At 62.9% G+C, this 25475-nt stretch carries 20 protein-coding genes, 1 tRNA gene and 1 pseudogene; 13 read left to right on the top strand and 9 right to left on the bottom strand.

Translation table 11 applies throughout. The features are described from left to right. Positions 1–237: 237 nt before the first annotated feature. Positions 238–1932 (top strand): annotated as a pseudogene (locus C7I85_RS10145) (arylsulfatase). 137 nt (positions 1933–2069) lie between these two features. Further along, on the top strand, positions 2070–2993 hold the full coding sequence (locus C7I85_RS10140; protein ID WP_106724097.1) for a formylglycine-generating enzyme family protein: 924 nt from the start codon (positions 2070–2072) through the stop codon (positions 2991–2993). A gap of 12 nt (positions 2994–3005) precedes the next feature. On the opposite strand, the gene C7I85_RS10135 is transcribed toward C7I85_RS10140, so the two are convergent. The 3 genes from C7I85_RS10135 to C7I85_RS10125 all read right to left on the bottom strand — a co-directional run bounded on the left by C7I85_RS10135 (position 3006) and on the right by C7I85_RS10125 (position 5475). Next, positions 3006–4451: a DUF1254 domain-containing protein gene (locus tag C7I85_RS10135; protein WP_106723844.1), complete on the bottom strand. Its 1446-nt coding sequence runs from the start codon at positions 4449–4451 to the stop codon at positions 3006–3008. 500 nt (positions 4452–4951) lie between these two features. Further along, positions 4952–5026: transfer RNA gene (locus C7I85_RS10130), tRNA-Gln, on the bottom strand. Between the two features lie 104 nt (positions 5027–5130). Then, positions 5131–5475, bottom strand: a complete 345-nt coding sequence (locus C7I85_RS10125) for a VOC family protein (protein ID WP_106723843.1) — start codon at positions 5473–5475, stop codon at positions 5131–5133. A 202-nt stretch (positions 5476–5677) separates the two neighbouring features. On the opposite strand from C7I85_RS10125, the gene ppdK reads away from it, so the two are divergent. Together ppdK and C7I85_RS10115 are read left to right on the top strand one after the other, a co-directional pair. After that, positions 5678–8353, top strand: coding sequence for a pyruvate, phosphate dikinase (ppdK, locus tag C7I85_RS10120; RefSeq protein ID WP_106723842.1), 2676 nt, complete (start codon positions 5678–5680; stop codon positions 8351–8353). Between the two features lie 84 nt (positions 8354–8437). Continuing rightward, positions 8438–9181, top strand: a complete 744-nt coding sequence (locus C7I85_RS10115) for a polysaccharide deacetylase family protein (protein WP_106723841.1) — start codon at positions 8438–8440, stop codon at positions 9179–9181. Positions 9182–9196: 15 nt separating this feature from the next. Here C7I85_RS10115 and C7I85_RS10110 read toward each other — a convergent pair whose 3' ends face one another. Further along, entirely contained in the window at positions 9197–9619 is a 423-nt protein-coding gene (locus C7I85_RS10110; protein ID WP_106723840.1) for a DUF427 domain-containing protein, read from the bottom strand. 149 nt (positions 9620–9768) lie between these two features. Further along, positions 9769–10125 (bottom strand): hypothetical protein, encoded by a 357-nt coding sequence (locus C7I85_RS10105; RefSeq protein WP_106723839.1) that lies wholly within the window; start codon positions 10123–10125, stop codon positions 9769–9771. 197 nt (positions 10126–10322) lie between these two features. Between C7I85_RS10105 and C7I85_RS10100 the strand changes: the two genes are divergently transcribed. Both C7I85_RS10100 and C7I85_RS10095 read left to right on the top strand, forming a co-directional pair. Further along, on the top strand, positions 10323–11984 hold the full coding sequence (locus C7I85_RS10100) for a long-chain-fatty-acid--CoA ligase (RefSeq protein ID WP_106723838.1): 1662 nt from the start codon (positions 10323–10325) through the stop codon (positions 11982–11984). A 201-nt stretch (positions 11985–12185) separates the two neighbouring features. Then, a complete protein-coding gene (locus C7I85_RS10095) occupies positions 12186–12983 on the top strand; it encodes a DUF1499 domain-containing protein (protein ID WP_106723837.1) in 798 nt (265 codons plus the stop codon). A gap of 2 nt (positions 12984–12985) precedes the next feature. Here the strand turns inward: C7I85_RS10095 and C7I85_RS10090 are convergent, their stop codons facing one another. Next, positions 12986–13894 carry an MBL fold metallo-hydrolase gene (locus C7I85_RS10090; RefSeq protein WP_106723836.1) on the bottom strand — a complete coding sequence of 303 codons (909 nt, stop codon included), beginning with the start codon at positions 13892–13894 and terminating at the stop codon, positions 12986–12988. 122 nt (positions 13895–14016) lie between these two features. On the opposite strand from C7I85_RS10090, the gene C7I85_RS10085 reads away from it, so the two are divergent. The 4 genes from C7I85_RS10085 to cysQ all read left to right on the top strand — a co-directional run bounded on the left by C7I85_RS10085 (position 14017) and on the right by cysQ (position 18540). Continuing rightward, positions 14017–14607, top strand: coding sequence for a biotin transporter BioY (locus tag C7I85_RS10085; protein WP_106723835.1), 591 nt, complete (start codon positions 14017–14019; stop codon positions 14605–14607). 285 nt (positions 14608–14892) lie between these two features. Further along, on the top strand, positions 14893–15798 hold the full coding sequence (cysD, locus tag C7I85_RS10080; protein WP_106723834.1) for a sulfate adenylyltransferase subunit CysD: 906 nt from the start codon (positions 14893–14895) through the stop codon (positions 15796–15798). Further along, positions 15798–17735: a sulfate adenylyltransferase subunit CysN gene (cysN, locus tag C7I85_RS10075; RefSeq protein WP_106723833.1), complete on the top strand. Its 1938-nt coding sequence runs from the start codon at positions 15798–15800 to the stop codon at positions 17733–17735. Before cysD ends, cysN begins: the two co-directional genes overlap by 1 nt. Further along, positions 17686–18540 carry a 3'(2'),5'-bisphosphate nucleotidase CysQ gene (gene cysQ / locus C7I85_RS10070; RefSeq protein ID WP_280954353.1) on the top strand — a complete coding sequence of 285 codons (855 nt, stop codon included), beginning with the start codon at positions 17686–17688 and terminating at the stop codon, positions 18538–18540. Before cysN ends, cysQ begins: the two co-directional genes overlap by 50 nt. A 70-nt stretch (positions 18541–18610) precedes the next feature. Here the strand turns inward: cysQ and C7I85_RS10065 are convergent, their stop codons facing one another. From C7I85_RS10065 to C7I85_RS10055, 3 genes are all read right to left on the bottom strand, one after another. Continuing rightward, positions 18611–19750, bottom strand: coding sequence for a DegT/DnrJ/EryC1/StrS family aminotransferase (locus tag C7I85_RS10065; RefSeq protein WP_106724096.1), 1140 nt, complete (start codon positions 19748–19750; stop codon positions 18611–18613). A 240-nt stretch (positions 19751–19990) separates the two neighbouring features. Then, positions 19991–20914 (bottom strand): carbohydrate kinase family protein, encoded by a 924-nt coding sequence (locus C7I85_RS10060; RefSeq protein WP_106723831.1) that lies wholly within the window; start codon positions 20912–20914, stop codon positions 19991–19993. 94 nt (positions 20915–21008) lie between these two features. After that, on the bottom strand, positions 21009–22154 hold the full coding sequence (locus C7I85_RS10055; RefSeq protein WP_106723830.1) for an ROK family transcriptional regulator: 1146 nt from the start codon (positions 22152–22154) through the stop codon (positions 21009–21011). A gap of 291 nt (positions 22155–22445) precedes the next feature. Here C7I85_RS10055 and C7I85_RS10050 point away from each other — a divergent pair, with 291 nt between their 5' ends. From C7I85_RS10050 to C7I85_RS10040, 3 genes are all read left to right on the top strand, one after another. Next, on the top strand, positions 22446–23462 hold the full coding sequence (locus C7I85_RS10050) for a sugar ABC transporter substrate-binding protein (RefSeq protein WP_106723829.1): 1017 nt from the start codon (positions 22446–22448) through the stop codon (positions 23460–23462). Between the two features lie 94 nt (positions 23463–23556). Next, positions 23557–24639 carry an ABC transporter permease gene (locus C7I85_RS10045; protein ID WP_106723828.1) on the top strand — a complete coding sequence of 361 codons (1083 nt, stop codon included), beginning with the start codon at positions 23557–23559 and terminating at the stop codon, positions 24637–24639. Continuing rightward, complete coding sequence (locus tag C7I85_RS10040) at positions 24639–25421, top strand: ATP-binding cassette domain-containing protein (protein WP_106723827.1); 783 nt, start codon at positions 24639–24641, stop codon at positions 25419–25421. The genes C7I85_RS10045 and C7I85_RS10040 overlap by 1 nt, the downstream gene beginning before the upstream one ends. The last annotated feature ends 54 nt before the right edge of the window (positions 25422–25475 follow it).

Genomic DNA, 25475 nt, shown 5'->3' with positions numbered 1-25475 from the left:
CGGTGGCATTCCCCTCCTTAGTAACCGCCCTAACTAATCGCTGCCATTGCCGAAAAACCAGCCGTGTCCGCTTCGATAGCTGACGGTCGTCAGCGAAGCAGTTTTGGATCCATTGAGCCGCCAAAGAGGGAGGTCCAACAAGCCAAGCAATCGCGCATTTCGATCGAAATAGGGGTGCCCAGGAGAGGGAGCATGTCTGCCAACCCGAATTGGTGATCTCAATCGAAGGAGCGTGCAATGACTGACAAGCAGGACAAAGGTCGTAGTCCCGAGGCAACCGACTCTGTAGTTAGTCGGCGCAGCGTCTTACTCGGCGGCACGGCGCTCGCGGCGGCATCAGCGATCGGAACCGGAAGCTCAGTCCAGATTGCCCAGGCACAGGAGACGGCCCCGGATGCTTCGGGCAACCGGCGACCCAACATCATTTGCATCATGGGCGACGACATCGGCTGGTTCAACGTCGGTGCCTATCACCGTGGCGTCATGGCTGGCAGGACACCGAACCTGGACCGGATGGCCGATGAAGGCATGATGTTTACCGACTACTATGCCGAGGCGAGCTGCACGGCCGGTCGCGCCAACTTCATCACCGGGGAATTGCCGGTCCGCACCGGCCTCACCACGGTTGGCCAGGCAGGCGCCAAGCTCGGCATACCGGCACAGGCTGTGACCATCGCCACGGCCCTCAAGTCGATGGGCTACAATACCGGGCAGTTCGGTAAGAACCACCTGGGCGACCTCAACGAATTCCTGCCCACCGTCCACGGCTTTGACGAGTTCTTCGGCTATCTCTATCACCTCGACGCGATGGAAGATCCGGCGCACCCGAACTATCCGCCCGAACTCCGCGATACGGTCGGCCCACGCAACATGGTCCACTCCTGGGCAACCGCCACCGACGATCCGACGGTGCAGCCGCGCTGGGGCAAGATCGGCAAGCAGCGCATCGAGGATGCCGGCCCGCTCTATCCCAAGCGGATGGAGACCGTGGATGACGAGATCTTGAAGTTCACGCTCGACTTCATCGACCAGGCCAAGCAGCAGAACAGGCCCTTCTTCATCTGGCTGAACCCGACGCGCATGCATGTCGTGACCCATCTTTCGGAAAAGTACGAGAAGATGCGCACGCCCGAAAACGGCTGGAGCATGGAGGAGGCGGGCATGGCCCAGCTCGACGACATCGTCGGCTCCGTTATGCAGAAGTTGAAGGACGATGGCCTGGACGACAACACGATCGTTGTCTTCACCACCGACAACGGCGCGGAGAATTTCACCTGGCCGGACGGCGGACAGACCCCGTTTGCCGGCGGCAAGGGAATGGGGCTGGAAGGCGGCTTCCGCGTGCCCTGCATCATCCGCTGGCCCGGTAATGTGCCGGCCGGCAAGGTCGAAAACGGGATCGTCTCCGGGCTCGACTGGTTCCCGACCTTCGTGGCCGCGGCAGGAAATCCGAACATCGTGGAGGAGCTCAAAGCCGGCAAGGAAATGGGCGACATGAACTACAAGGTTCATCTCGACGGCTACAACCAGATGGACCTGATTACCGGGAAGGGCCCATCGGCTCGCCACGAGATTTTCTACTTCACGGAAAGCACTCTGAGCGCGGTGCGGATAGACGACTTCAAATACCGCTTCACCGACCAGCCGACCGGCTGGCTTGGCGGCACCGTCAAGCTCGATTGGCCCGTGATAGCCAATCTGCGCCTCGACCCGTTCGAGCGGACCGGCATACCGAGCGGCGACAAGGGCTCGTTGGCCTTCTATAACTACTTCGTCTACCAGTTCTGGCGCTTCCAGTTCGCACAGCAGTAGGTCGCAAGGCTCGCTCAGACCGCGCTCGAATTTCCACCCATGCAGAGAGGCGCAAGCTTCAATCTCGAAGGCGTCAAGGCTCATATCGAGAAGGCAATGAAGTCGCAGGCTGGCGACTGATATCTCTGGACCGGGGCCGGCGGTGCTTTTCGCCGACCGGCCCAAGGCATCACGCATCCACGATGGGGGTGACGATGGACGAAAGCACGAATCTCATTGGCGACGGCGTCACCTCTGGCCAGGCGCCGTTTCCCGACATGGTCTGGATACCCGGCGGCGGGTTCCTGATGGGGTCGGATCGCCATTATCCCGAGGAGGCTCCGGCCCACCGGGTCCGCGTCGACGGTTTCTGGATGGACAGGTTCACCGTCACCAATCGCGAGTTTTCGCGCTTCGTCGATGAAACTGGTTACGTCACGCTGGCCGAAAGGCCGGCCAATCCGGACGACTATCCCGGAGCACTGCCGGGAATGCTCGCGCCATCGTCGACCATATTCGTAAGGCCGTCAGCCCCGGTAGACATGCACAACCATTACAACTGGTGGGTCTATGTGAAGGGTGCGAATTGGCGTCACCCGCGAGGGCCGGCAAGCTCGATCAAGAAGCTGATGGATCATCCCGTCGTGCATGTCGCGTGGGAAGACGTCGAAGCTTACGCGAAGTGGATCGGCAAGGAACTGCCGAGCGAGGCCGAATGGGAGTTTGCAGCGCGAGGCGGCCTGGAGGGCGCCGAATTCGTCTGGGGCGATGAACTGACGCCGGGCGGCAAGCATATGGCCAACACCTGGCAGGGCGAGTTCCCCTATCGCAACACGTTGGAGGATGGCTTCGAATACACTGCCCCGGTCGGTTCGTTCCCGCCCAACCGCTATGGCCTCTATGACATGGCCGGCAATGTCTGGCAGTGGACGGCCGATTGGCATCAGGAGCACGGTCGGATCGACAGCCCCTGCTGCACGGTTCTGAACCCGCGCGGCTCAAGCAGGGAGGCGAGTGTCGACCTGCGGCAGCCCGGCGCCCAGATACCGCGCAAGGTGACCAAGGGCGGCTCGCATCTCTGTGCGCCGAACTATTGCCGCCGTTATCGACCGGCTGCGCGTATGGCCCAGCCGGTCGATACGTCCATTTCGCATCTGGGGTTCAGGTGCATTTCAAGAGGACCCCAGGGTGCTCCTGGTTAAAGGCGTTCCGGACTACTGAGCGCCAATACTTGCCGGGCGCTCCGCTGTGATCGCTGGCGGTGCCCATTTGCCGGTGAGCGCTTCTTGCCTGGGCGCGTAGAGCCGCATGGTCAGGTTGAACGGGCCCTTCGGCGCCGGCAGCCAGTTGGCTTCCTTGTCCTTGCCGGGATTTTCATTCTGGAAGTAGAGATCCAGCGATCCATCGGCATTGTAGGCGAAGGGCATCCAATTGCTGACGGCAAAACGGTTTATCGGGTTCGCGACCTGGAAGCCGTCATTGTCGTAGGCCGTGATCGACCAGAAGGCGTTCACCGGCGGCAGCGTCGCCTTGTCGAAATGGATCGTATATCTGTTGGCTCCGTCGAGCGGCTTGCCCGTGTCGTCGGCAAGGTTCAGCGGATAGATCGCGTCCTCCGGCACGTTTGCGCCGAGGCCGAGCTGAGCCACGATGGCCCGCTTGAGATAGTAATTGCCATAGACGCCCATCGTGTCGGTGTTCAACGACCAGCCATCGACGACCCGTGCCAGCGTCGGCACCTTCCAGGCCATCAGCCGCCGCGCTTCCTTGGGCGCGTTCTGCAATGCGGCGCGAACGACAGGGTCGAGCTTTGCGGCGTCGAAATCCTTGCCGGGCTCGATTCCTATCCGCTTCATCTGCGCGATGATCGGCTGGTCGGTCACGTGGGGCGGGATGGTCTTCAGGAGTTCAGCCGCATAGCCGAAATATTTCTCTGCCTGCATCGTATCGACCTGGGTCTTGGGAGGCGTCTTCATGTCGATATTGGGGTCGACCTTTCCTTCGACCGGCGCGTCTGTCTTGTTCCACTCCGAGAGCGGGGTGATCTTGAAACCGGCCTGAATCTTGTGCACGGCATCATAGTCCGCCGGCCCGTCCGTCTTCGTTCGGCCGATGATCCAGACGATCGGCGTTGGCGCATCGATACGCTGGATGTCCTTGGGCAGCTTGAACTCGTCAATGACTTCGCGCAGGTCGGGTTTCCAGCTCGACGGTGCCACCAGGAAATTGCCTGCCTGGGTGCCGGTGGTTCGCCAGCCGGGTGAGGCGAACACGTTGGACCACATGTCGAGCATCGGCAGCAGATAATAGCGTCCGCCCGTATCGGGCACGGAAACGATCAACGGCTCTTTGGTCAGGTCGAGCCAGGCGACGGAGTAGAGGGTATCGAAATTGGGCCGCACAACCGTCCGCATATCGGCGGCCGGATAGGCCGGCACGTTTGAGAAGGCATTCATCGGCGCTTTGCCGGCTTCCGTTACTTTATCGATATTGGTGGATTGCTGCCGCGTCAGCTCCATGGTGATCAATGGGTAGAAGTAGAGATAGGCGTCGACGGCGATGGCATTCGCCTCGTCTTCGGTGATGCTCTCCTTGGCACCAGCCGGCGCAGCCAGCAGCGAGAATGTGAGGGCCAAGCCAGCAAAAGCAGTACGTCTCATGGCGAGACTCCTTGAGTGTTGGCGTTCTGGTCACGTGCAGAAATGGCGCCCTCCCGCGGCGGGTCAATGGAGCCGCCTGCGCAACTTTCTGATTTGATCGGGGGGCGCGTTGCTCTCGGCTTCGGGTCGAGATGCATCCGGGATAAGCAAGGCCCGCTGCCTCGGTTGAGACAGCGGGCCCGGTAATCCTGGCCACCCAATCGCCTCTTTCGGAATCCCTAAGGGCAGGGTGGCCGGGTTTTCTTGATCAAAGTTGAATAAAGTAGAGAAGGCCACCCAATGAACGGTGCGGGCAGAAAACCTCCGACAAAAATGAAATAGAATACGGCAGCAGGTTAACTTGGGCCAATCAGCCAGTCACGTCGGGGAAAACCGAAGCATGACGGAGGCAATCGGCCCACCTCTTTGCAGTTGAGCCTGACGAGTCGCGACAAAGGGCGGTGCGGCCTTGCCCAGGTTGAACCCGCGACGACAAAAATCTTGAATTGAAAAGGGAGGCTTGGCTGGGGCGCCAGGATTCGAACCTGGGAATGGCGGTACCAAAAACCGCTGCCTTACCGCTTGGCGACGCCCCAAACGCGACCGTCCCGAGTCAGGTCGGTCGCGGCCTTATATTCAGTGTCGGCGAAAAGCACAATCGCGAATGGACCACTTTTGAACAAGTGGGCCTATGCCAAGGCTATTGCCCCCACACAGCCAGTTCGTTGCCGGCCGGGTCGATGAAGTGGAAGCGACGGCCGCCGGGGAAGGGAAAGATCGGCCGCACGATTCTGCCGCCGGCTTCCTCCACCGCCGCAAGGGTCTCCTCCAGATTCTCCGAATAGAGAACCGGCAGCGGCTTTCCCACAGCGCCCGCAGGGTCGGGGTCGAAGCCGCCTTCCAGCCCTTCGTCATAGGCCGAATAGGTCGGGCCGTAGTCGGTGAACGACCACGAAAAGGCGGCGCTGTAGAATGCCTTGACGCTGTCGAGCGTGCCGCCGGTGGCCGGCATTTCGAGATAGTCGAGCTTTCCGGTCTGTTTCATGATGACCCTCTTTGTTCCGCTTATGTTCTATATTGGATGAAGCCGTTGAACAAGTCTTGTTTCCGTTCGTTTTCTTAATCGATTGTAGGGTCGGATAGGGGTGACGCGGCGGTTGCCTTTCGCAGCGCAGCAATTTATCGCTTCGCAACAGAGGGTTGCCGCTGGCCTTTCCGGCGGCCTCTGAGACTGGCGAGGAGCAAGCATGACCAAGTGGGTCTACACCTTTGGGGATGGTGCCGCCGAAGGGCGTGCCGGCGACAGGAATCTTCTCGGCGGCAAAGGTGCAAACCTCGCCGAGATGTGCAGCCTTGGGCTGCCGGTGCCGCCCGGCTTTACGATCACCACCGAGGTCTGCAACGCCTTCTATGCCAATGGCCGCACCTATCCCGATGGGCTGCAGACCGAACTAAGCGAAGCGCTGAACCACATCGGCAGGATCACCGGCCGCGTCTTCGGTGACCCGGAAAAGCTGCTTCTGGTTTCGGTACGCTCTGGCGCCCGCGCCTCGATGCCGGGCATGATGGACACCGTACTCAATCTCGGCCTCAACGACGTGACGGTCGAGGCGCTTGCCGCCGATTCGGGCGACGCGCGCTTTGCCTATGACAGCTACCGCCGATTCATCCAGATGTATTCGGATGTCGTGATGGGGCTCGAGCACGAGGTGTTCGAGGAAATTCTGCAGGAAGAGAAGGCGCGCCTCGGCCACGAACTGGACACCGAACTGTCGGCCGCCGAATGGCAGGAAGTGATTGCGCTCTACAAGGCCAAGGTCGAGGAGGAACTCGGCAAGCCGTTCCCGCAGGACCCCAAGGAGCAGCTGTGGGGCGCCATCGGTGCCGTGTTCTCCAGCTGGATGAACCACCGCGCCATCACCTATCGCCGCCTGCATGATATTCCGGAAAGCTGGGGCACCGCGGTCAATGTTCAGGCCATGGTGTTCGGCAATATGGGCGACACCTCGGCCACGGGCGTTGCCTTCACGCGGAATCCGTCGACGGGCGAGAAGGCGCTCTATGGCGAGTTCCTGGTGAATGCGCAGGGCGAAGACGTGGTGGCGGGCATCCGTACCCCGCAGAACATTACCGAGGCCGCGCGCGTTGCCGCCGGCTCCGACAGGCCGTCACTGCAGAAGCTGATGCCGGAAGCGTTTGCGTCCTTCACGAAGATCTCGGAGCAGCTGGAAAAGCATTACCGCGACATGCAGGACCTCGAATTCACCATCGAGCGCGGTAAGTTGTGGATGCTGCAGACCCGCTCGGGCAAACGCACGGCCAAGGCGGCGCTGAAGATCGCCGTCGACATGGCCGCTGAGGGGCTGATCACCACGGACGAGGCGGTAACCCGCATCGATCCGGCGTCGCTCGACCAGCTGCTGCATCCGACCATCGATCCGAAGGCCGAACGTCACATCATCGCCACGGGCCTGCCGGCCTCGCCGGGCGCCGCCACGGGCGAAATCGTGTTCTCGTCCAATGAGGCCGAGGAGATGCGCGCCATCGGCAAGAAGGTCATCCTGGTGCGTATCGAGACGAGCCCGGAAGACATCCACGGCATGCATGCCGCCGAGGGCATCTTGACCACGCGCGGCGGCATGACCAGCCACGCGGCCGTGGTGGCGCGCGGCATGGGCAAGCCCTGCGTCTCGGGCGCGGGTTCGCTTAGGGTCGACTACAAGGCCGGCACGCTGACTGCGATGGGCAAGACCTTCCACAAGGGCGACGTCATCACCATCGATGGCGGTAACGGCCAGGTGCTGAAAGGCGCGGTACCGATGCTGCAGCCCGAGCTTTCGGGTGATTTCGCCTCGATCATGGAATGGGCTGACAAGATCCGCCGCATGAAGGTGCGCGCCAATGCCGAAACCCCGGCGGATGCGCGCATGGCGCGGTCCTTCGGCGCCGAGGGCATCGGCCTTTGCCGCACCGAGCATATGTTCTTCGAGGACGACCGCATCTTGGCGATGCGCGAAATGATCCTGGCCGATACCGAAAACGGCCGCCGCGCGGCGCTTGCCAAGCTGCTGCCCATGCAGCGTTCGGACTTCGTCGAGCTGTTCGAGATCATGGCTGGCCTGCCGGTCACCATTCGCCTGCTCGATCCGCCGCTGCACGAATTCCTGCCGAAGACCGATCACGAGATCGCCGAGGTCGCTTCCGCGATGGGCGTCTCGCCCGACAAGCTTAGGCAGCGCACCGATCTGCTGCACGAGTTCAACCCGATGCTCGGCCATCGCGGCTGCCGGCTGGCGATATCCTATCCGGAGATCGCCGAGATGCAGGCTCGCGCCATCTTCGAGGCGGCGGTGGAGGCCGGCAAGCAGACCGGCAATCCAGTCGTGCCGGAAATTATGGTGCCGCTGGTGGGGCTCGTGAAGGAGCTCGACTACGTCAAGGCGAGCATCGATGCGGTCGCCAAGAGCGTCATGGAAGAGACCGGCGTGAAGGTGGAATACCTCACCGGCACCATGATCGAGCTGCCGCGCGCGGCGATCCGGGCACATATGATTGCCGAAACGGCGGAGTTCTTCTCATTCGGCACCAACGACCTGACGCAGACCACCTTCGGCATCTCGCGCGACGACGCGGCGTCCTTCCTGGAAACCTATCGTCAGAAGGGCATCATCGATCAGGATCCTTTCGTGTCGCTCGACGTTGAAGGTGTAGGCGAACTGGTGCGCATCGGCGCCGAAAAGGGCAGGTCGACGCGGCCGTCCCTGAAGCTCGGCATCTGTGGCGAGCACGGCGGCGACCCGGCGTCGATCCATTTCTGCGAGGAAGTGGGCCTCGACTACGTCTCCTGCTCCCCCTTCCGGGTTCCGATTGCGCGATTGGCGGCGGCACAGGCCGCGGTCAAAAGGTCGCGCAAGGGCGCATAGTTCAAAGACAGGCGGCGCCTATCCCGATTTTCGCCTTGATGGCGGACTTGGGGATAGGCCCTCGTAAGCCTGGAACTGACTCGCATGCGCCTGATACTGAAATCCATCCTTGCCGCCGGACTGCTCGTCTCGGCGATTCCCGCCGGTCATGCCGTACCGCTGCTGGAGCCTAGCCTTCGCCTCAAACCCCACGAGGATGCTGCCACGCCACGCGTGGCGCTGACGCTCGACGCCTGCGGTGGGCAGACCGATAACCGCATCCTCTCCGCACTGGTCGAGAACCGGATTCCGGCGACGATCTTCGTCACTGGGAAATGGCTGAAGCGCAACGCCGCGGCGCTCGAGATCATGAAGGCGCATCCCGACCTGTTCGAGCTCGAGAACCATGGCGGCCATCACGTTCCGGCCGTCGATACCCCCCGCAAGATCTATGGCATCAGCACCGCCGGCAGCCCCGACGCGGTGACGGCCGAGGTGGAGGAGGGGGCCGAGGCGCTTGCCAAGAACGGCCAGCCGGCGCCGAAATGGTTTCGTGGCGCGACGGCGCAATATAGCCCCTCGGCGATTGCACTGATCCGCAAGCTCGGCTTCAAGATCGCGGGCTATTCGCTCAATGGCGACGGCGGCTCGCTGCTGAGCGCCAGGGAGACCGCGCGGCGCGTGGCGGCCGCCAAGGATGGTGACGTCATCATCGCCCACATCAACCAGCCTACCCATGCGGCCGGCGAGGGCCTGGTAAAGGGGCTGCTGGAGCTCAAGGCCAAGGGCGTCAACTTCGTTCGTCTCGACGATGCCGATGGCGAGGGAACCGACGACACTACCGACTGAGGCGCGGGAATACCGCTATTCGGGCCAGTGGGAATCCAGGTTCTTCGAACTCTTCGGCGTCACGTCGATCCGGACCTTTTGCGGGTAGAAGGCGCCGTGGTTGCGGATGATCTTCATTTCCTCGTAGGGCTCCTCATATGCCCACATGACGTCCTTTTCCGCGTCGCCCGAAGCCGTCACGTTCCAGTGGGAAGCGTAGCCCTTGAAAGGGCAATGGGTGCGCGTGTCGCTTCGTGTCAGGAACTCGAAATAGATATCCTCGAAGGGCACGTAGTAGACCGGCTTGTGGCCCTCCTCGCGCAGCACCCGGGCTGCGGTCGTGGAGGCCAGGACTGCGTCCGCGAAGGTGACGACGACGATGCCGGAAAAGCGTCTGACGCTGATATGATATTGAGGGTTGCGCCGAAAGCCGGGCGAGGAAAGCACTTCTATTGCCATAGCGAAGCTCCTGCGGACGGCTGAAAACGTTCAGGCCCGAACTTCCGTTCCGGGCCTCGTTTCCACAAATCCGTGAAGCCGCGCCGTTGGGTCCTTAGCCAAGCCGACGAAGAAGCTGCCGAGCTTATGCCGATCCGATGAAACGCCGCTCAGGCGGCGTGCGAATAGGCATCCGCGAGATTGGCATAGGCGGCGGCGATGCCGGCGATGGGGCTCTTGCTCTTGGCCGTGGTTTCGACGCTGAGATGGCCGCCGGCGACTGGCATGGTCAGGATCAGGAACTGGCGGCTCTCGCCCTGGCCGACGAAGGCCGCGGCCGCGTAGTGCGGCTCCTTTTCCTGGTCGACGCGCATCTTGAACAGAAGCGTGCCGCCCACGGCGCCCAGCGCGCCACTCACGACCTCTTCGAAAGCCTGATCGGAAACCGGCTCGCCATTGGAAGGCAGCTCGACGGTGTTTTCGGAAGCAATTTCCGCTTCGCCATTTTCGACGGGTTGCGCGCTCATATGGAACCCCTGTCCCTTTGTCTATACGCCCCGCCCGGCTGGAACATTGGCAGCGACAGTGGCCGCAATATGGCGGCAGCCCGGGCTTTTCTAAGCAATTTGGCTAAGTCGCGGTCGTAGCTCGGGGGTAGTGCTGGACAATCCGCCCAATCGTTCCAACAATGCCGAAAACAACAAATGACAAAGGGAGGAACGGAATGCTCGGACTGATGCAGGAATGGCCGCTGCTCTGTCACAAGATACTCGACCACGCCGGAATCCAGCACCCGCACCGTGAGATCGTCTCGCGCTCCGTCGAAGGACCGATCGTTCGCACGACCTATGCCGAGTTGCGCGGCCGCGCGCTGAAGGTGGCGCAGCGCCTGGAAAAGGAGGGTTACAAGCGCGGCGACCGCATCGCCACGCTGGCCTGGAACACAGCGCGCCACATCGAGGCCTGGTATGGCATCATGGGCATTGGCGCGGTCTATCACACGCTCAACCCGCGCCTGTTTCCCGAGCAGATCGTCTGGATCATGAACAACGCCGAGGACAAGGCGCTGTTCGTCGACCTGACCTTCCTGCCGCTGGTGGAAAAGATCGCCGCGCTGGTTCCGACGCTTCGGCAGGTCATCGTCATGACGGACGCGGCGCACATGCCGCAAACCTCGCTACGAAACGCGGTGCCCTATGAGGAATGGCTGGCGGAGGCCGATGGCGACTTCCGCTGGAAGGCGCTCGACGAAAGCGAGGCGGCCGGCATGTGCTACACCTCGGGCACCACCGGGGAGCCGAAGGGCGTCGTCTACAGCCACCGCTCGAACGTGCTGCACGCGATGATGGCCTGCATGCCCGATGCGATGGGTATCTCGTCGCGCGACGTCATCCTGCCGGTCGTGCCGATGTTCCACGCCAACGCCTGGGGCATCGCGCAGAGCGCGCCGATGATCGGCGCCAAGCTGGTGATGCCGGGCGGCCGCATGGATGGCGCCTCCATCTACGAATTGCTGGATACCGAGAAGGTCAGCTTCACGGCCGCAGTGCCGACCGTGTGGCTGATGTTGCTGCAGCATCTGGAGGAGACCGGCAAGAAGCTGCCCTATCTCAAGAAGGTCGTGATCGGCGGCTCGGCCTGCCCGCGCATGATGGCCAAGAAATTCCAGGACAACTACGACGTGGAGGTCGTCCATGCCTGGGGCATGACCGAGATGTCGCCGCTCGGCAGCCTCTGTACGATGAAGCCAGACTATGCCGGGCTCGAAGGCGAAGCCCGGCTCGACATCGAGGAGAAGCAGGGTCATGCGCCCTTCGGCGTCGAGATGATCGTCACCGACGACCACAATCGGCCGCAGCCCTGGGACGGCAAGACATTCGGCCGGCTGAAGGTGAGGGGCCCCGCCGTGGCGCGCGCCTATTATGGCGGGGCAGGCAAGGAGCAGTTCGACGAGGAGGGGTGGTTCGACACGGGAGATGTCGCCCATATCGACCCGAACGGCTATATGCAGATCACCGACCGGGCCAAGGATGTCATCAAGTCGGGCGGCGAGTGGATTTCCACCATCGAGCTCGAAAATCTCGCGGTCAGCCATCCGGATGTCGCGGAAGCTGCCGTCATCGGTGTGCGGCACTCCAAATGGGACGAGCGGCCGCTGCTCGTGGTGGTGCGCAAGCCGGGCCGTGAGCCGGGCAAGGCGGATATCCTTGGCTTCATGAAGGACAAGGTCGCCAAGTGGTGGCTGCCGGATGACGTGGCGTTCGTCGACGAGATACCGCATACGGCCACCGGCAAGATCCAGAAGACCACCTTGCGCAAGCAGTTCAGCGACTACCGGCTTCCGACTGATGAGACGGAGAGGCTGCCGGACCGGGAAACGCTGTAGCCGGAGATAACAGGGCAGCTGCAATAACCTCAAGCCTCTCCCCGGCGGGGAGAGGTCGTCCTGGCTAAACGGAGGGCCGGCTTTCGGATGGCATCACGCTCTATCTACTTGATTGCGCCGCCTTTGTGCGACGCGAGGCGTACCACCTCGCGGCAAAATGCTCTAAGTAGTCGGAGATTGCGGAACCGACGGTAGATTTACATGGCGGCATATCTGGAGGAGCGGACGTCGAAGAGCGCGGTCTGGTCGTGGCGTTTGGCGGCCTTTTCGGCGGTGTTGTTCATCGTAGCCGGGCTCGGCCATCGTCAGGGGTATCTCGAGACGGTGCCTTTTCTCTGGGTCCTCGCCATCGTTGCGGTGCTGGCGGCCGTCGCGTTGCTGCTGGCGGCCTTCGCCCTTCCCTCGGTGTGGAACGACGGTTATCTCGGCGGCAGCGACCTGACCTATGGCGCGATCGTAGCCGTGGTCGTGCTGGTGCCGTTCCTGCTTTCGGGCTATCGCGCCTTCAGCCATCCCGAATTGAACGACATCTCGACGGATTTGGACGATCCGCCCGAGCTGACGATGGCGTTGAAGATGCGCACTCCGGGGATGAACCCGGTGGAAGCTCCGTCGCCGGCGCAGCGCAAGCTGCAGCAAGAAAAATATCCGGACATAACCGGCAGGCGCTACGACCTTTCGCTCGACCGTACGCTGGCGGCGGTCGAAGCAGTCCTGTCGCACACTGACTGGAAGCTCTTCGGCCCGACCCATCATCCCGACGAGGAGGTGGTCACCATCGATGCGCTGGCCTACACCACCTTGTTGGCCTTTCCGGTCGATGTGTCGATACGGATCGTCGACGAGGGTGATACGACCTATGTCGACATGCGTTCGGCTTCGCGCTACGGCCGGCATGACCTTGGCGACAATGCCGCCCGCGTGGCGCAGTTCATGAACGACCTCGATACGGAGGTTGGAAGCGAGACGGGACAGACGCCGCTGCCCGACGCCGAGTGAGGCTAGTGGGCGGGCGCAAAGTGGCCGTCGATTGAAATCTCGCCGTCTACGGTAACCGCGCCGCGTCCGACGAGGTCTTCCAGATGCGCCAGAACCGAAAGGCCAGCAGCGCCATGCAGGCGCGGATCGGTATCCCGGTAGATCGCCGCGACCATTTCGGGAATCGTCCGGTCGCCTGACTTCACCCTTTCCAGAATGGCGCGCTCGCGCATCTTCCTGTGTGCCTTGAGGCCGCGCAGGAATGATCGCGGCTTGGTCACGGCTCCGCCATGGCCGGGCAGGAACAGCCGGTCGTCGCGTTCCAGAAGTCGGTCGAGCGAATCCATATAATCGCTCATGGCGCCGTCCGGCGGCGCGACGATGGACGTGGCCCAGGCCATGACATGGTCGGCCGAAAACAGGATGCCCGTGCCTTCGAGCGCGAAGGCCGCGTGATTGGCGGCGTGGCCGGGCGTCAGAACCGTGGCGATGCGCCAGCTGTCGCCTTCGACGACATCGCCGTCCTTCAGCGCAAGATCTGGCTTGAAATCCACATCGGCGCTGGCGTCGAGCGGGTTGGTTTCGCCGATCCGCAGCGGACGCGCCGGGCGATGAGGCCCTTCCGCAGCTACGATGGCGCCGGTTTCCTGCGCGAGCCGGGCGGCCAGCGGCGAGTGGTCCCGGTGCGTATGGCTGACGAAGATGTGGCTGACAGGACGCCCGGCGATCGCCTTGATGAGCGTTTGGAAATGCGCCTCGTCCTCCGGGCCGGGATCGATCACAGCCAGCGTGTCACGCCCGACTATGTAGCTGTTGGTGCCGAGGAAGGTAAAGGCGCTGGGATTGTTCACCGTCAGCCGGGCAATGCCCTTCGTCACCGGAACGGATTCGCCATAGGCCGGCTCGAACTTGGTGTCGAATTCGATGGACATCGTCGAAACTGCCTTGCCTTCGGTGCGAAACCGCTAAAATTGTTTGCCGCTTAGCATGACAGCCAATATAGGCAAACCCGGCCGGCGCTGATCGGCCAACCTCGATTGAAATGGGGACCACCATGGCAAATTCAATTTCCGCCCGCCCGCTCGTTTCGCTGGCGCTGCCCGAGAGCGGCGCCGCGCGGCTGGCCACGCAAATTTTCCTCGCCGTTTCCGGCACTCTTTCGCTCACTCTGTCCGCCAAGACCAAAGTCGTGCTCGGACCGGTCGACATGTCGCTGCAGACGCTGGCGATCTTCCTGATCTCGGCCGCCTTCGGCATGCGCCTGGCAGTGGCGACGCTGCTTCTCTACATGGCCCAGGGCGCCATGGGCTTCCCGGTCTTCCAGAGCACGCCCGAGAAGGGCATTGGCATCGCCTATATGCTCGGCTCGACCGGCGGCTACCTGGCCGGCTTCGTCGCCATGGCCGCAATCGTCGGCTGGGCGGCGGACCGCGGCTGGGACCGCAGCCCGTTCAAGATGCTCGGCGCCGTGCTGACCGCCGAAGTCGTCATGATGGCCATGGGCTTTGCCTGGCTTGCCGCGCTGATCGGCGTCGAGAAGTCCTGGCAGTTCGGCGTCGTGCCGTTCATCGTGCCCGACCTGATCAAGGTTGCGCTGGCCTCGACGCTGGCGCCGGCGATCTGGGCGCTGCTGCCCAAGCGCTGATCGGCAGCCATTCCGATAGAAAGCCGCGAACCTCGGTTCGCGGCTTTTTTGTTTTTGGGAGAGGCTCCGGAAGGGCCTCCATGTTCACCCGGACAGCACCCGGGAAAATCGAGCGTTCCTTACCGACGAAACAAGTTTCCAAAGAAGTGCCCGGCAGCGCACGCTACGATCGGCAATCCCTGCAAAATTGGTAGCGGGCTCCTTGAGAGGAAGGCCTCTGGCGACGAAAATCTCAGCAACTCAAGACGTTGCCGTCGCCACTTCCGTATCTTCCGAAGGCGTTCCATGCTTGCCAGGCTTTCCCACCTCGACCGGCTCGAAGCCGAGGCGATTCATATCTTTCGCGAGGTGGCGGCGACCTTCAGCAAACCGGTGATGCTCTATTCGGTGGGTAAGGATTCGTCGGTGCTGCTGCATTTGGCGATGAAGGCATTTTATCCGGCCAAGCCGCCGTTCCCGTTCCTGCATGTCGACACGACATGGAAGTTCCGCGAGATGATCGAGTTTCGCGATTCCATGGCCGAGCGGCTGGGCTTCGATCTTCTGGTACACATCAATGAGGACGGCGTGCGAGAGGGCATCAACCCCTTCGACCACGGCTCGAACACACACACACATGTCATGAAGACAGTGGCGCTGCGCCAGGCGCTCGACAAATACGGCTTCGACGCGGCCTTCGGCGGCGCGCGTCGCGATGAGGAGAAGTCTCGCGCCAAGGAGCGCATCTTCTCCTTCCGCAATTCGAGCCACGCCTGGGACCCGAAGAACCAGCGGCCGGAGATGTGGAAGATCTTCAACACGCGCGTGGCGCCGGGCGAGTCGATCCGCGTCTTCCCGCTGTCGAATTGGACCGAGCTCGATATCTGGCAGTACATTTTGCAGGAAGATATCCCCATCGTGCCGCTTTATTTCGCCAAGGAGCGCCCGGTCGTCGAGCGCGACGGCATGCTCATCCTGCGCGATGACGACCGCATGAAGCTCAAGCCGGGCGAGGTGGTGGAAAACCGGCTGGTGCGCTTCAGGACGCTGGGCTGCTACCCGCTGACTGGCGCAATCGAATCCGACGCCACCGATCTGCAGGGCATCGTCAGCGAAATGCTGATCGCGCGCACCTCCGAGCGGCAGGGCCGCCTGATCGACCGCGACGAAGCGGGCTCCATGGAAAAGAAGAAGCGCGAAGGTTATTTCTGATGCGTCCCCTCCTTGCAGAAGACCTCGCCGTCGTCGAAACCGTCGAAGACTATCTGGCCGCCCAGGAACAGAAGTCGCTGCTGCGCTTTCTGACCTGCGGTTCGGTGGATGACGGCAAGTCGACCCTGATCGGTCGGCTGCTTTCCGACACCAAGCAGATATTCGAGGACCAGCTTGCCGCGCTTGAGCGGGATTCGCGCAAGCACGGCACCACGGGCGACGACATCGACTTCGCGCTTCTGGTCGACGGGCTGGAGGCTGAGCGGGAACAGGGCATCACCATTGATGTCGCCTACCGCTTCTTCGCCACGTCCAAGCGCAAGTTCATCGTCGCAGACACGCCGGGCCACGAGCAGTACACGCGCAATATGGCGACCGGCGCCTCGACGGCCGACCTCGCAATCGTGCTGATCGACGCGCGCCAGGGCGTGCTGCGCCAGACCCGCCGCCACTCGATCATCGCCTCGCTGCTCGGCATCCGCCACATTGTGCTGGCGGTGAACAAGATCGACCTCGTCGGTTTCGACCACGCGGTGTTCGAGCGCATCGTTGCCGACTACGCAGCTTTCTCGAAGGGCCTCGGCTTCGCATCCGTGGTGGCGATCCCGATGTCGGCTCGCTATGGCGACAACGTCATGCGCAAGTCGGAGAAGACCGGCTGGTATGCCGGGCCGACGCTGATCGAACATCTCGAAACGGTCGACGCCGAGCAGGATGCGGGGGAAAAAACATTCCGATTCCCGGTCCAGTATGTGAACCGGCCCAATCTCGATTTTCGCGGCTTTGCCGGAACCATTGCTTCGGGCTCGATTGCGGAGGGCGACGAGGTGGTGGTCGCCAAGTCGGGCAAGGCTACGCGGGTCAAGCGTATCGTCGCGCACGGCGGCGATCTGCAGCAGGCCGTGGAAGGGCAGGCGGTGACGCTGGTGCTTGAAGACGAGGTCGAGGTCTCGCGCGGCAACCTCTTGGTGTCGCCCAAGGCGCGGCCGCACGTCACCGACCAGTTCGCGGCCAACATCGTCTGGTTCGACGACAAGCCGCTTCTGCCCGGCCGCTCCTACATATTGCGGACCGAGACGGATCAGGCGAGCGCCACCGTCACCGAGCTCAAATATAGACTCGACATCAACGACTTCGGCCATGCGGCTGCGAAATCGCTTGAGATGAATGAAGTCGGCTTCTGCACGATTTCGACGCAGTCGCCGCTGGCTTTCGATGCCTTCGGCGACAACCGCGCCACCGGTGCTTTCATCCTTATCGATCGCCTGACCAATGCGACGGTCGGCGCAGGCATGATCCAGCACGCGCTGCGCCGCGCCGACAACATCCACTGGCAGTCGCTTGACGTGACCAAGGAGGCGCGCGCCGCCGCCAAGCAGCAGAAGCCGGCGGTGCTTTGGTTCACCGGCCTTTCGGGCTCGGGCAAATCGACCATCGCCAATCTTCTGGAGAAGAAGCTGCATGCCAGCGGCCGGCACACCTATATTCTGGATGGCGACAACATCCGCCACGGCCTGAACCGGGACCTCGGCTTCTCCGAGGCGGACCGGGTCGAGAACATACGGCGCGTGGCGGAAGTGGCGCGGCTGATGGCCGATGCGGGGCTGATCGTGCTGGTGTCGTTCATCTCGCCCTTCCGGGCCGAGCGCCGTATGGCGCGCGAGTTGATGGGGCCGGGCGAATTCGTCGAAGTCTTCGTCGACACGCCCTTCGAGGAATGCGCCGGCCGTGATCCCAAGGGGCTTTACGCGCGTGCGCTCAAGGGCGAGATCAAGAACTTCACCGGTGTGGATTCGCCCTATGAGGCACCGGAAAACCCTGAATTGCACCTTCAAACGCTCGGCAGGACGCCTGAAGAGATGGTAGAGGTTCTCGAAGGCTGGTTACGTGAGCGCGACATTGCAGATCAACAGTACGACGAAGGCGGCGGTATCTGACGACGAGGCGATCCTCGCCGTCTTCGAGGGACTTGCGCTCCAGGCCGGCCGGGTGATCATGGAAATCTTCCGTTCGAAGGTTTCGGTTGAACACAAGGCGGATTTCTCGCCGGTGACGGAAGCCGATCGGGCGAGCGAGAGGTTGATCCTGGAAGGCCTGCGCGAAGTCTTTCCGGGCGTTCCCTGCGTGGCCGAGGAGGAAACGGCGGCGGGTATCGCTGCCCCGGAGCTCGGACAAGAATTTTTCCTTGTAGATCCGCTGGACGGCACCAAGGAGTTCGTGGGCGGCAAAAGCGATTTCACCGTCAACATCGCGCTGATACGCGATGGCGTGCCCGAAGTCGGCGTCGTCTATGCGCCGTGTAGCGGGCGGTTTTTTTCCGCGCGGCCCGGTCACGCCGAGGCGATCGCACTTGACCATGAGCTGAATATCCTCGGCCGGCACCGGATTTCGGTGAGGGAAGGGCAGGTGCCGCTTACCATCGTCGCCAGCCGCTCGCACCGCACGCCGGAGACGGACGCCTATATCCGGCAGATCGAAGCCGCGGAAATCGTCTCCGTTGGGTCTTCGCTGAAATTCTGCCTCGTGGCTGAAGGCTCCGCGGATGTCTATCCGCGTTTCGGCCGTACGATGGAATGGGACACCGCGGCGGGCGATGCGGTCTTGCGCGCGGCCGGCGGCAGCACCACGACGACCGATGGCAAGCCGCTTGTCTATGGCAAGCGAAACCAGGCGGACGAGGACGATTTTGCCAACCCGTCATTCGTCGCCACGGGCCGGGTTTCCGGCGCGCCGAGGTTTTAGGCCCCACAGCACAAAAAAACGCGCGCCGTTGCCAGCGCGCGGTTCTTTTTGATGGATGGGCGCAAAACCCTTATTCGGCGGCCTGCGCGGTCTTGGACGCGATGAAATCGCTGATCGCGTTGACGATGCGATCCTGATCCTCGGCCGTCAGATAGGCATGCATCGGCAGGCACAGGATGCGTTCCGGCAGGCCCTCCGAAACCGGCAGGCCCTTGGGCGTGCGCGGGTAGCGGTTGTAGGCGACCTGCTGGTGCAGCGGCTTCACATAGTAGATCACCGAGGGAATGCCGAGCGACTGCAGGTGAGCCTTGAGCTCGTCGCGATAGGGCGTCTCGATGGCATACTGCGCCCAGGCCGAGCGATGGCCTTCCGGCACATGCGCAACCTTGACGACATTATGCAGGCCGTCGCGATAGCGCTGCGCCACTTTCTGGCGGGCGATCATCTCGTCTTCGAGGATCGCCAGCTTCTCGATCAGGATCGCTGCCTGCAGCGTGTCGAGGCGCGAGTTCAGGCCGACATGAATGTTGTCGTACTGGGTCTCGCCCTTGCCGTGGAAGGCAAACGAGCGCAGGCGCGCGGCCAGCTCGTCGTCATTGGTGAACATGGCGCCACCGTCGCCATAGCAGCCGAGCGGCTTGGCCGGGTAGAAGCTGGTCGAGGCGACATGGCCGTAGGCGCCGCACATCTTGCCGTGGGCCTTGCCGCCGATCGCCTGCGCTGCGTCCTCGACGACCAGCAGGTTTTCGCGCGCTGCGATTTCGGCAATGGCGTCGTAGTCGGCGGAGAGGCCGAACAGGTCGACCGGGATGATCGCCCGGGGCTTCAGCCGGCCCTCGGCCTTGATCATGGCGATCGCGGCCTCGAGGCTGTCGATGTCGATATTGTAGGTTTCGGGATCGACGTCGACGAACACCGGCTCGGCCTTGGCCAGCGCCACCACCTCGGCGGTCGCTGCAAAGGTGAAGCTCGGCACGAACACGGCATCGCCCGGTCCGATGCCGGAAGCCATGAGCGGCAGGAGCAGCGCATCGGTGCCGTTGGCGCAGGCCACGACATGCTTGACGCCGACATACGCGGCCAGTTGCTTCTCGAATTCGGCGACCTCGGGGCCGAGGATGTACTTGCCTTCGTTGACGACGCGGTCGATCGCCGCGCTCAGCTTGTCCCGGATTCTCTCGCGCTGCGCGCCCAGATCGATGAACTGCATCTCTGCTCCAAAGCCTTCGTTTTCGCGGATATTGCCGAGGCTGATAGCAGAGTTGAACCGCACCCGAAAGATTTCTGGGCGGGCGCGGCCAGGTGTCGCGTTACCGGGGGCAGCACAATCTGTGCGCGTAGCGGCACGATTTCCGCCATTTCGGCGCTCATGCCGGCAATCGCTTCCGGGACGCGTTCGCGCGCGAGAAATATAAAGTGATCGGCAAAACAGGCGGTGAGCCGCGGCGCGTCAGGCGATTTCGCGCCGCCAGGGCGGATTGGCGCCTGCGCGCGAGACCGTGATTGCCGCCGCACGATTGCCCAGTGTCAGCGCCGCATGGATCTGCGTTTCGGACAGTGCGTCCAGCCCCACTTTGGTCAGAACGCTCTGATCGTGGAGCGATGCGAGCAGGCCGGCATTGAAGGTGTCGCCGGCGCCGACCGTGTCGACCACGGTCACGCGCTGGGGGGCAACCGAAACCTTGTGCCGCTTGGAATAGCCCGTGGCGCCCTCGGCGCCGCGCGTGACCACGACGAGCTTGGGACCGGCATCTAGCCAGCTGCGAACGACTTCTTCCTGATCGCCATCGTGCCCGAACCAGGCAAGATCCTCGTCGGACAGTTTTACGATGTCTGCCATGGCGATCATGCGCTCCATGCGCTGGCGGTGCTTGTCCTTGTCCTGAATGAAGCCGGGGCGGATGTTGGGGTCGAGCATGGTGATGCGACGGTCGTGCTCGCGCCGCATCAGCGCCTCGTAGGCCGAGCCCGACGGCTCGGGGATCAGGCTGATGGCGCCGAACAGCATGGCCTCGATGTCGTCGCCGAGCGTGGGCAGGTCGGCTTCGCTCAGCATCCGGCCAGCGGTATTCTCGTCATAGAAGGTGTAGGTGGCATGGCCATTGGTCAGGCGCACGAAGGCGAGCGTGGTCGGCCGCGCCGAAACGCTGGCATAGCGCGAGCCGACATTGCTCGAGGCCAGTACGTCGCGGATCTGCTGGCCGAACAGGTCGGAGGACAGGCCGGAGAAGAATTCGACCGGAACGCCGAGGCGACCGAGCGCAATAGCCGAGTTGAAGACCGCGCCACCGGCATAGGGCGCAAAGGCCGGCTCGCCCGCCGTGCTTTCGCGCGGCAGCATGTCGATAAGGGCTTCACCGCAACACAGGATCATTTCTGTCGCTCGCTGATGGTCCGAGGCATCGGAAGAGGTTGGCTGGAATTCGAATAGTGCGACGGTGGGACCGCCGCAAGAGAGCAGGGCATCGTCAGGCTCCAACCGGCAGCGCCGAGGCGATCAGGAAGCGCTCTGACAGCGGCAGGCTTGCGCCGCCGAGCGAGCGGGCATCAATGCCGACCGTGCCTTCGCGAACTTCGGGCACCTGGATGCCGGCGACGTTGATGCGCGTCAGCGCTGCCGCAACTGCCTTGACCAGCCGCGCGCGCACCGTGGCCGGCATCCAGCCCTCGACTATCGCAGCTTCGAAATCGATCAGCGCCGAGGCCGAGACGATCGCGTAGCCGAGCGCTTCGGCGGCGGTTTCGATCCAGGCCTCGAGGTCGGGCCCGATCTCCCCCCATTCCGTCGGCGAGTCCCACAGGAACGAGGTATCCAGGCCGCGTGCCAAAAGCTTCCGTTCCAGAAGAGCGAGGGAGGCGGCTTCGATGAGCTGTATCGGGCGCCCGTCCGGACCGGGAACGGGCATGGATCCGAGCGCGCCGGCATTGCCGGTCCGCCCCGCAAACAGCGCGCCGTTCAACACCACGCCGCCGCCGGCGAAGGTGCCGATGTAGAAGTAGATAAAATCCCTCAAGCCCCCCGTCTGGCCGAAGACCAGTTCGGCGCCGCAGGCAGAGGTGGCGTCGTTCTGGAGATAGACCGGAAAGTCCTGGCGCGCCTGGATGTCGGCGCGAATGTCGGCGCGGCGCCATTCGTCCATGATCTCGCGCGGCGCGCCGGCAGTGTCGGCCCAGTCCCAGAGCTGAAAGGGGATTGCGATGCCGAGCCCGGCGATGCGGCGGTCCTGGTCGGGGGAGAGGCCGGCGCGAATGGCTGCAATGCTGTCGAGCGCGAACCGGGTCGTCTCGCGCGGGGTCGGATAGCGATAGGATAGCTTGCGCATGGAGCGGATGTTGCCGAGGAAGTCGATCAGCACGACTTCGGCGCTGCGCCGACCGATCTTTAGCCCGAAGAAATAGGCGCGTTCCGGATTGAGCGCCATGGGCACCGACGGTTGCCCGACCTTGCCGCGCACCGGCTTCTGCCGGACGAGAAGTCCGTCCTCCTCCAGCTTGCGCATGATGACGGACACCGTCTGGATCGAAAGCTGCGACATCCGCGCAATGTCGGTCTTGGCCAAGCTGCCATGGCGGCGCAGCAGCGAGAGCACGAGCCGCTCATTGTGGTCGCGCATGCCGCTCTGGTTTGTGCCGCGGGGAAAGCTGACTTCTTCCGTTCCGGCCTGAGGGGACCGGACATCACCGACTTCCACGAAAAATCCTCCCGAATTTCAGGGCGGACAATGCGCCAGTTGGTGGTATGGGTCAATAATAATTCAGAGTGATTTAATTATTGACAGCCCGGAGGTGCTGGTATTTGCTGACTGCAGACGTCGAAGGCGGGAGAGAGGTGCCTCGATGTCGGTGGGATTTCGATCCATCGAGCCCGTTTCAAAGGGAGGAACACCGTGACTTACAGAACTGTCTTGAAGTCCACCGTCTGCGGTGCTGCCGCAGCCGTGCTGCTGAGTTTTGCCTCGTCCGCTTCCGCCGCCGACATCGGCGCCTGCCTGATCACCAAGACCGACACAAACCCCTTCTTCGTGAAGATGAAGGAAGGCGCCGTCGCCAAGGCCAAGGAACTGGGCGTCAACCTGAAGACCTATGCCGGCAAGATCGACGGCGACTCCGAAAGCCAGGTCGCTGCAATCGAGACCTGCATCGCCGACGGCGCCAAGGGCATCCTGCTGACGGCTTCCGACACGGCCGGCATCGTGCCGGCGGTGAAGAAGGCGCGCGATGCTGGGATTCTGGTCATCGCGCTCGACACGCCGCTTGAGCCGGCAGACTCCGCCGACGCCACGTTCGCCACCGATAACCTGCTTGCCGGCAAGCTGATCGGCCAGTGGGCGGCCGAGACCCTCGGCGACAAGGCCAAGGACGCCAAGGTGGCCTTCCTCGACCTAACGCCGTCGCAGCCGACGGTCGACGTGCTACGCGACCAAGGCTTCATGATCGGCTTCGGCATTGACCCGAAGGACCCCAACAAGATCGGCGACGAGGACGATTCGCGCATCGTCGGCCACGACGTGACGAACGGCAACGAGGAGGGCGGCCGCAAGGCGATGGAGAACCTTCTGCAGAAAGACCCGGGCATCAACGTCGTCCATACGATCAACGAGCCGGCCGCTGCCGGCGCCTATGAGGCGCTGAAGGCCGTGGGCATGGAAAAGAACGTGCTCATCGTCTCGATCGATGGCGGCTGCCCCGGCGTCAAGAATGTCGAGGCCGGCGTCATCGGCGCGACCTCGCAGCAGTACCCGCTGCTGATGGCTTCGCTCGGCATCGAGGCGATCAAGAAGTTCGCCGACACCGGCGAGAAGCCGAAGCCGACCGAAGGCAAGACCTTTTTCGACACCGGCGTGTCGCTCGTCACTGCCAAGCCCGTGAAGGGTCTCGAGTCCATCGACGTCAAGACCGGCCTCAACAAGTGTTGGGGCTGATCTAGCCCGATCCGATCGGGCAGTCTCCGATGCGTGAGGGGCGGAGGTTCCGCCCTTCACCTACGCACATGGTTTTCCGTGGGAGGAGAGCAGGATGAGTGACGCGTCGGCGAATGCCAGGCAGCCGCAGGAGTTCGAAGGCGTTCTTGCAGGCAGCGACACATCGGTCGCCAATTTCGATGGCGAAAGCCGCTCGGCTCTGGAAAAGGCACAGCAGTTCCTGCACTCCAACCCGGCGGCGGTACCGCTGATCGTGCTGGTGGTGTCGATTTCGGCCTTCGGGGTGATCATCGGCGGAAAATTCTTCTCCGCCTTCTCCATGACCCTCATTCTGCAACAGGTCGCCATCGTCGGCATCGTCGGCGCAGCACAGACGCTGGTGATCCTCACTGCCGGCATCGACCTGTCGGTGGGCGCCATAATGGTGCTGTCGTCGGTGGTGATGGGGCAGTTCGCCTTCCGCTATGGGCTGCCGCCGTCGGTCGCCATTCTGTGCGGCTTTGGCGTCGGCGCCATATGCGGATGGATCAACGGTGCATTGGTGGCCCACATGCGGCTGCCGCCATTCATTGTCACGCTCGGCATGTGGCAGATCGTTCTGGCCACGAACTTCCTCTATTCGGCGAATGAGACCATCCGCTCGCAGGATATCGAGGAGCAGGCCCCGATCCTGCAGTTCTTCGGCAATACGTTCCGCATGGGCGGCGCCGTGTTCACCTATGGCGTCATCGCGATGGTGCTCTTGGTGACCGTCCTCTGGTACGTGCTGAACCACACCGCCTGGGGACGCCATGTCTATGCGATCGGCGACGATCCGGCCGCGGCGGAGCTCTCGGGTGTGTGGGTCAGCCGGACGCTCGTCTCGGTCTACGTGCTGGCGGGACTGATCTGCGCGCTCGCGGGCTGGGCGCTGATCGGCCGCATTGGCTCGGTTTCGCCGACCGCCGGCCAGTTCACCAACATCGAATCCATCACCGCCGTGGTGATCGGCGGCATTTCGCTGTTCGGCGGCCGCGGCTCCATCCTCGGCATGCTCTTCGGGGCGCTGATCGTCGGCGTTTTTTCGCTCGGCCTGCGCCTCATCGGCACGGACCCACAATGGACTTATCTGTTGATCGGCGCGCTGATCATCGTCGCCGTCGCGATCGACCAGTGGATCAGAAAGGTTGCAGGCTGATGGCACAGGACCCGATCCTCACCGCACGCGGTCTGGTGAAGCGCTACGGCCGCGTCACCGCGCTCAACAATGCCGACTTCGATCTCTATCCGGGCGAAATCCTGGCTGTGATCGGCGACAACGGCGCCGGCAAGTCCACGCTCATCAAGGCGGTATCGGGCGCCATCACGCCGGACGAGGGCGAGATCAGTTTGGAAGGCAGGCCGGTGAACTTCAAGTCGCCCATGGAGGCGCGCGATGCGGGCATCGAAACCGTCTACCAGAACCTGGCTCTGTCGCCAGCGCTTTCGATCGCCGACAACATGTTCCTCGGCCGCGAAATCCGCAAACCCGGCCCGCTCGGAAAGTGGTTCCGCATGCTCGACCGCGCGGTCATGGAAAAGCGCGCCCGCGAAAAACTGAGCGAGCTTGGCCTGATGACAATCCAGAACATCGGTCAGGCCGTGGAGACGCTGTCGGGCGGCCAGCGGCAGGGCGTGGCCGTGGCGCGCGCAGCCGCCTTCGGCTCCAAGGTGGTGATCATGGATGAGCCAACCGCGGCGCTCGGCGTGAAGGAGTCGCGCCGCGTGCTGGAACTGATCCTCGACGTGAAGCGCCGCGGCCTGCCGATTGTGCTCATCTCGCACAACATGCCCCATGTCTTCGAGGTGGCCGACCGCATCCATGTGCACCGCCTCGGCCGTCGGCTCTGCGTGATCGACCCGAAGGAATACACGATGTCGGACGCTGTCGCCTTCATGACCGGGGCCAAGGCGCCGCCGGAGGAAGCGGTTGCCGCATGATCTTGGGCGCTCCTTGGTCGATTGAAAATGCGGGCGGATTGGGTAAGTTGTCGA

The organism is Pseudaminobacter soli (ex Li et al. 2025) (assembly GCF_003012705.1).
Lineage (GTDB): Bacteria > Pseudomonadota > Alphaproteobacteria > Rhizobiales > Rhizobiaceae > Pseudaminobacter > Pseudaminobacter soli.
The sequence above is the reverse complement of the archived record's forward strand: the minus strand, read 5'-3'. Positions and strand labels throughout refer to the sequence as shown.

Coding starts and splice junctions, on each gene's coding strand:
- C7I85_RS10105 (WP_106723839.1), bottom strand. CDS start 10,125: ATGAGCGCGCAACCCGTCGAAAATGGCGAAGCGGAAATTGCTTCCGAA.
- C7I85_RS10115 (WP_106723841.1), top strand. CDS start 8,438: ATGCGCCTGATACTGAAATCCATCCTTGCCGCCGGACTGCTCGTCTCG.
- C7I85_RS10095 (WP_106723837.1), top strand. CDS start 12,186: ATGGCGGCATATCTGGAGGAGCGGACGTCGAAGAGCGCGGTCTGGTCG.
- C7I85_RS10100 (WP_106723838.1), top strand. CDS start 10,323: ATGCTCGGACTGATGCAGGAATGGCCGCTGCTCTGTCACAAGATACTC.
- cysN (WP_106723833.1), top strand. CDS start 15,798: ATGCGTCCCCTCCTTGCAGAAGACCTCGCCGTCGTCGAAACCGTCGAA.
- C7I85_RS10040 (WP_106723827.1), top strand. CDS start 24,639: ATGGCACAGGACCCGATCCTCACCGCACGCGGTCTGGTGAAGCGCTAC.
- C7I85_RS10090 (WP_106723836.1), bottom strand. CDS start 13,894: ATGTCCATCGAATTCGACACCAAGTTCGAGCCGGCCTATGGCGAATCC.
- C7I85_RS10060 (WP_106723831.1), bottom strand. CDS start 20,914: ATGATCCTGTGTTGCGGTGAAGCCCTTATCGACATGCTGCCGCGCGAA.
- C7I85_RS10055 (WP_106723830.1), bottom strand. CDS start 22,154: ATGCGCGACCACAATGAGCGGCTCGTGCTCTCGCTGCTGCGCCGCCAT.
- ppdK (WP_106723842.1), top strand. CDS start 5,678: ATGACCAAGTGGGTCTACACCTTTGGGGATGGTGCCGCCGAAGGGCGT.
- C7I85_RS10125 (WP_106723843.1), bottom strand. CDS start 5,475: ATGAAACAGACCGGAAAGCTCGACTATCTCGAAATGCCGGCCACCGGC.
- C7I85_RS10140 (WP_106724097.1), top strand. CDS start 2,070: ATGGTCTGGATACCCGGCGGCGGGTTCCTGATGGGGTCGGATCGCCAT.
- C7I85_RS10085 (WP_106723835.1), top strand. CDS start 14,017: ATGGCAAATTCAATTTCCGCCCGCCCGCTCGTTTCGCTGGCGCTGCCC.
- cysD (WP_106723834.1), top strand. CDS start 14,893: ATGCTTGCCAGGCTTTCCCACCTCGACCGGCTCGAAGCCGAGGCGATT.
- C7I85_RS10065 (WP_106724096.1), bottom strand. CDS start 19,750: ATGCAGTTCATCGATCTGGGCGCGCAGCGCGAGAGAATCCGGGACAAG.
- C7I85_RS10135 (WP_106723844.1), bottom strand. CDS start 4,451: ATGAGACGTACTGCTTTTGCTGGCTTGGCCCTCACATTCTCGCTGCTG.
- C7I85_RS10110 (WP_106723840.1), bottom strand. CDS start 9,619: ATGGCAATAGAAGTGCTTTCCTCGCCCGGCTTTCGGCGCAACCCTCAA.
- C7I85_RS10045 (WP_106723828.1), top strand. CDS start 23,557: ATGAGTGACGCGTCGGCGAATGCCAGGCAGCCGCAGGAGTTCGAAGGC.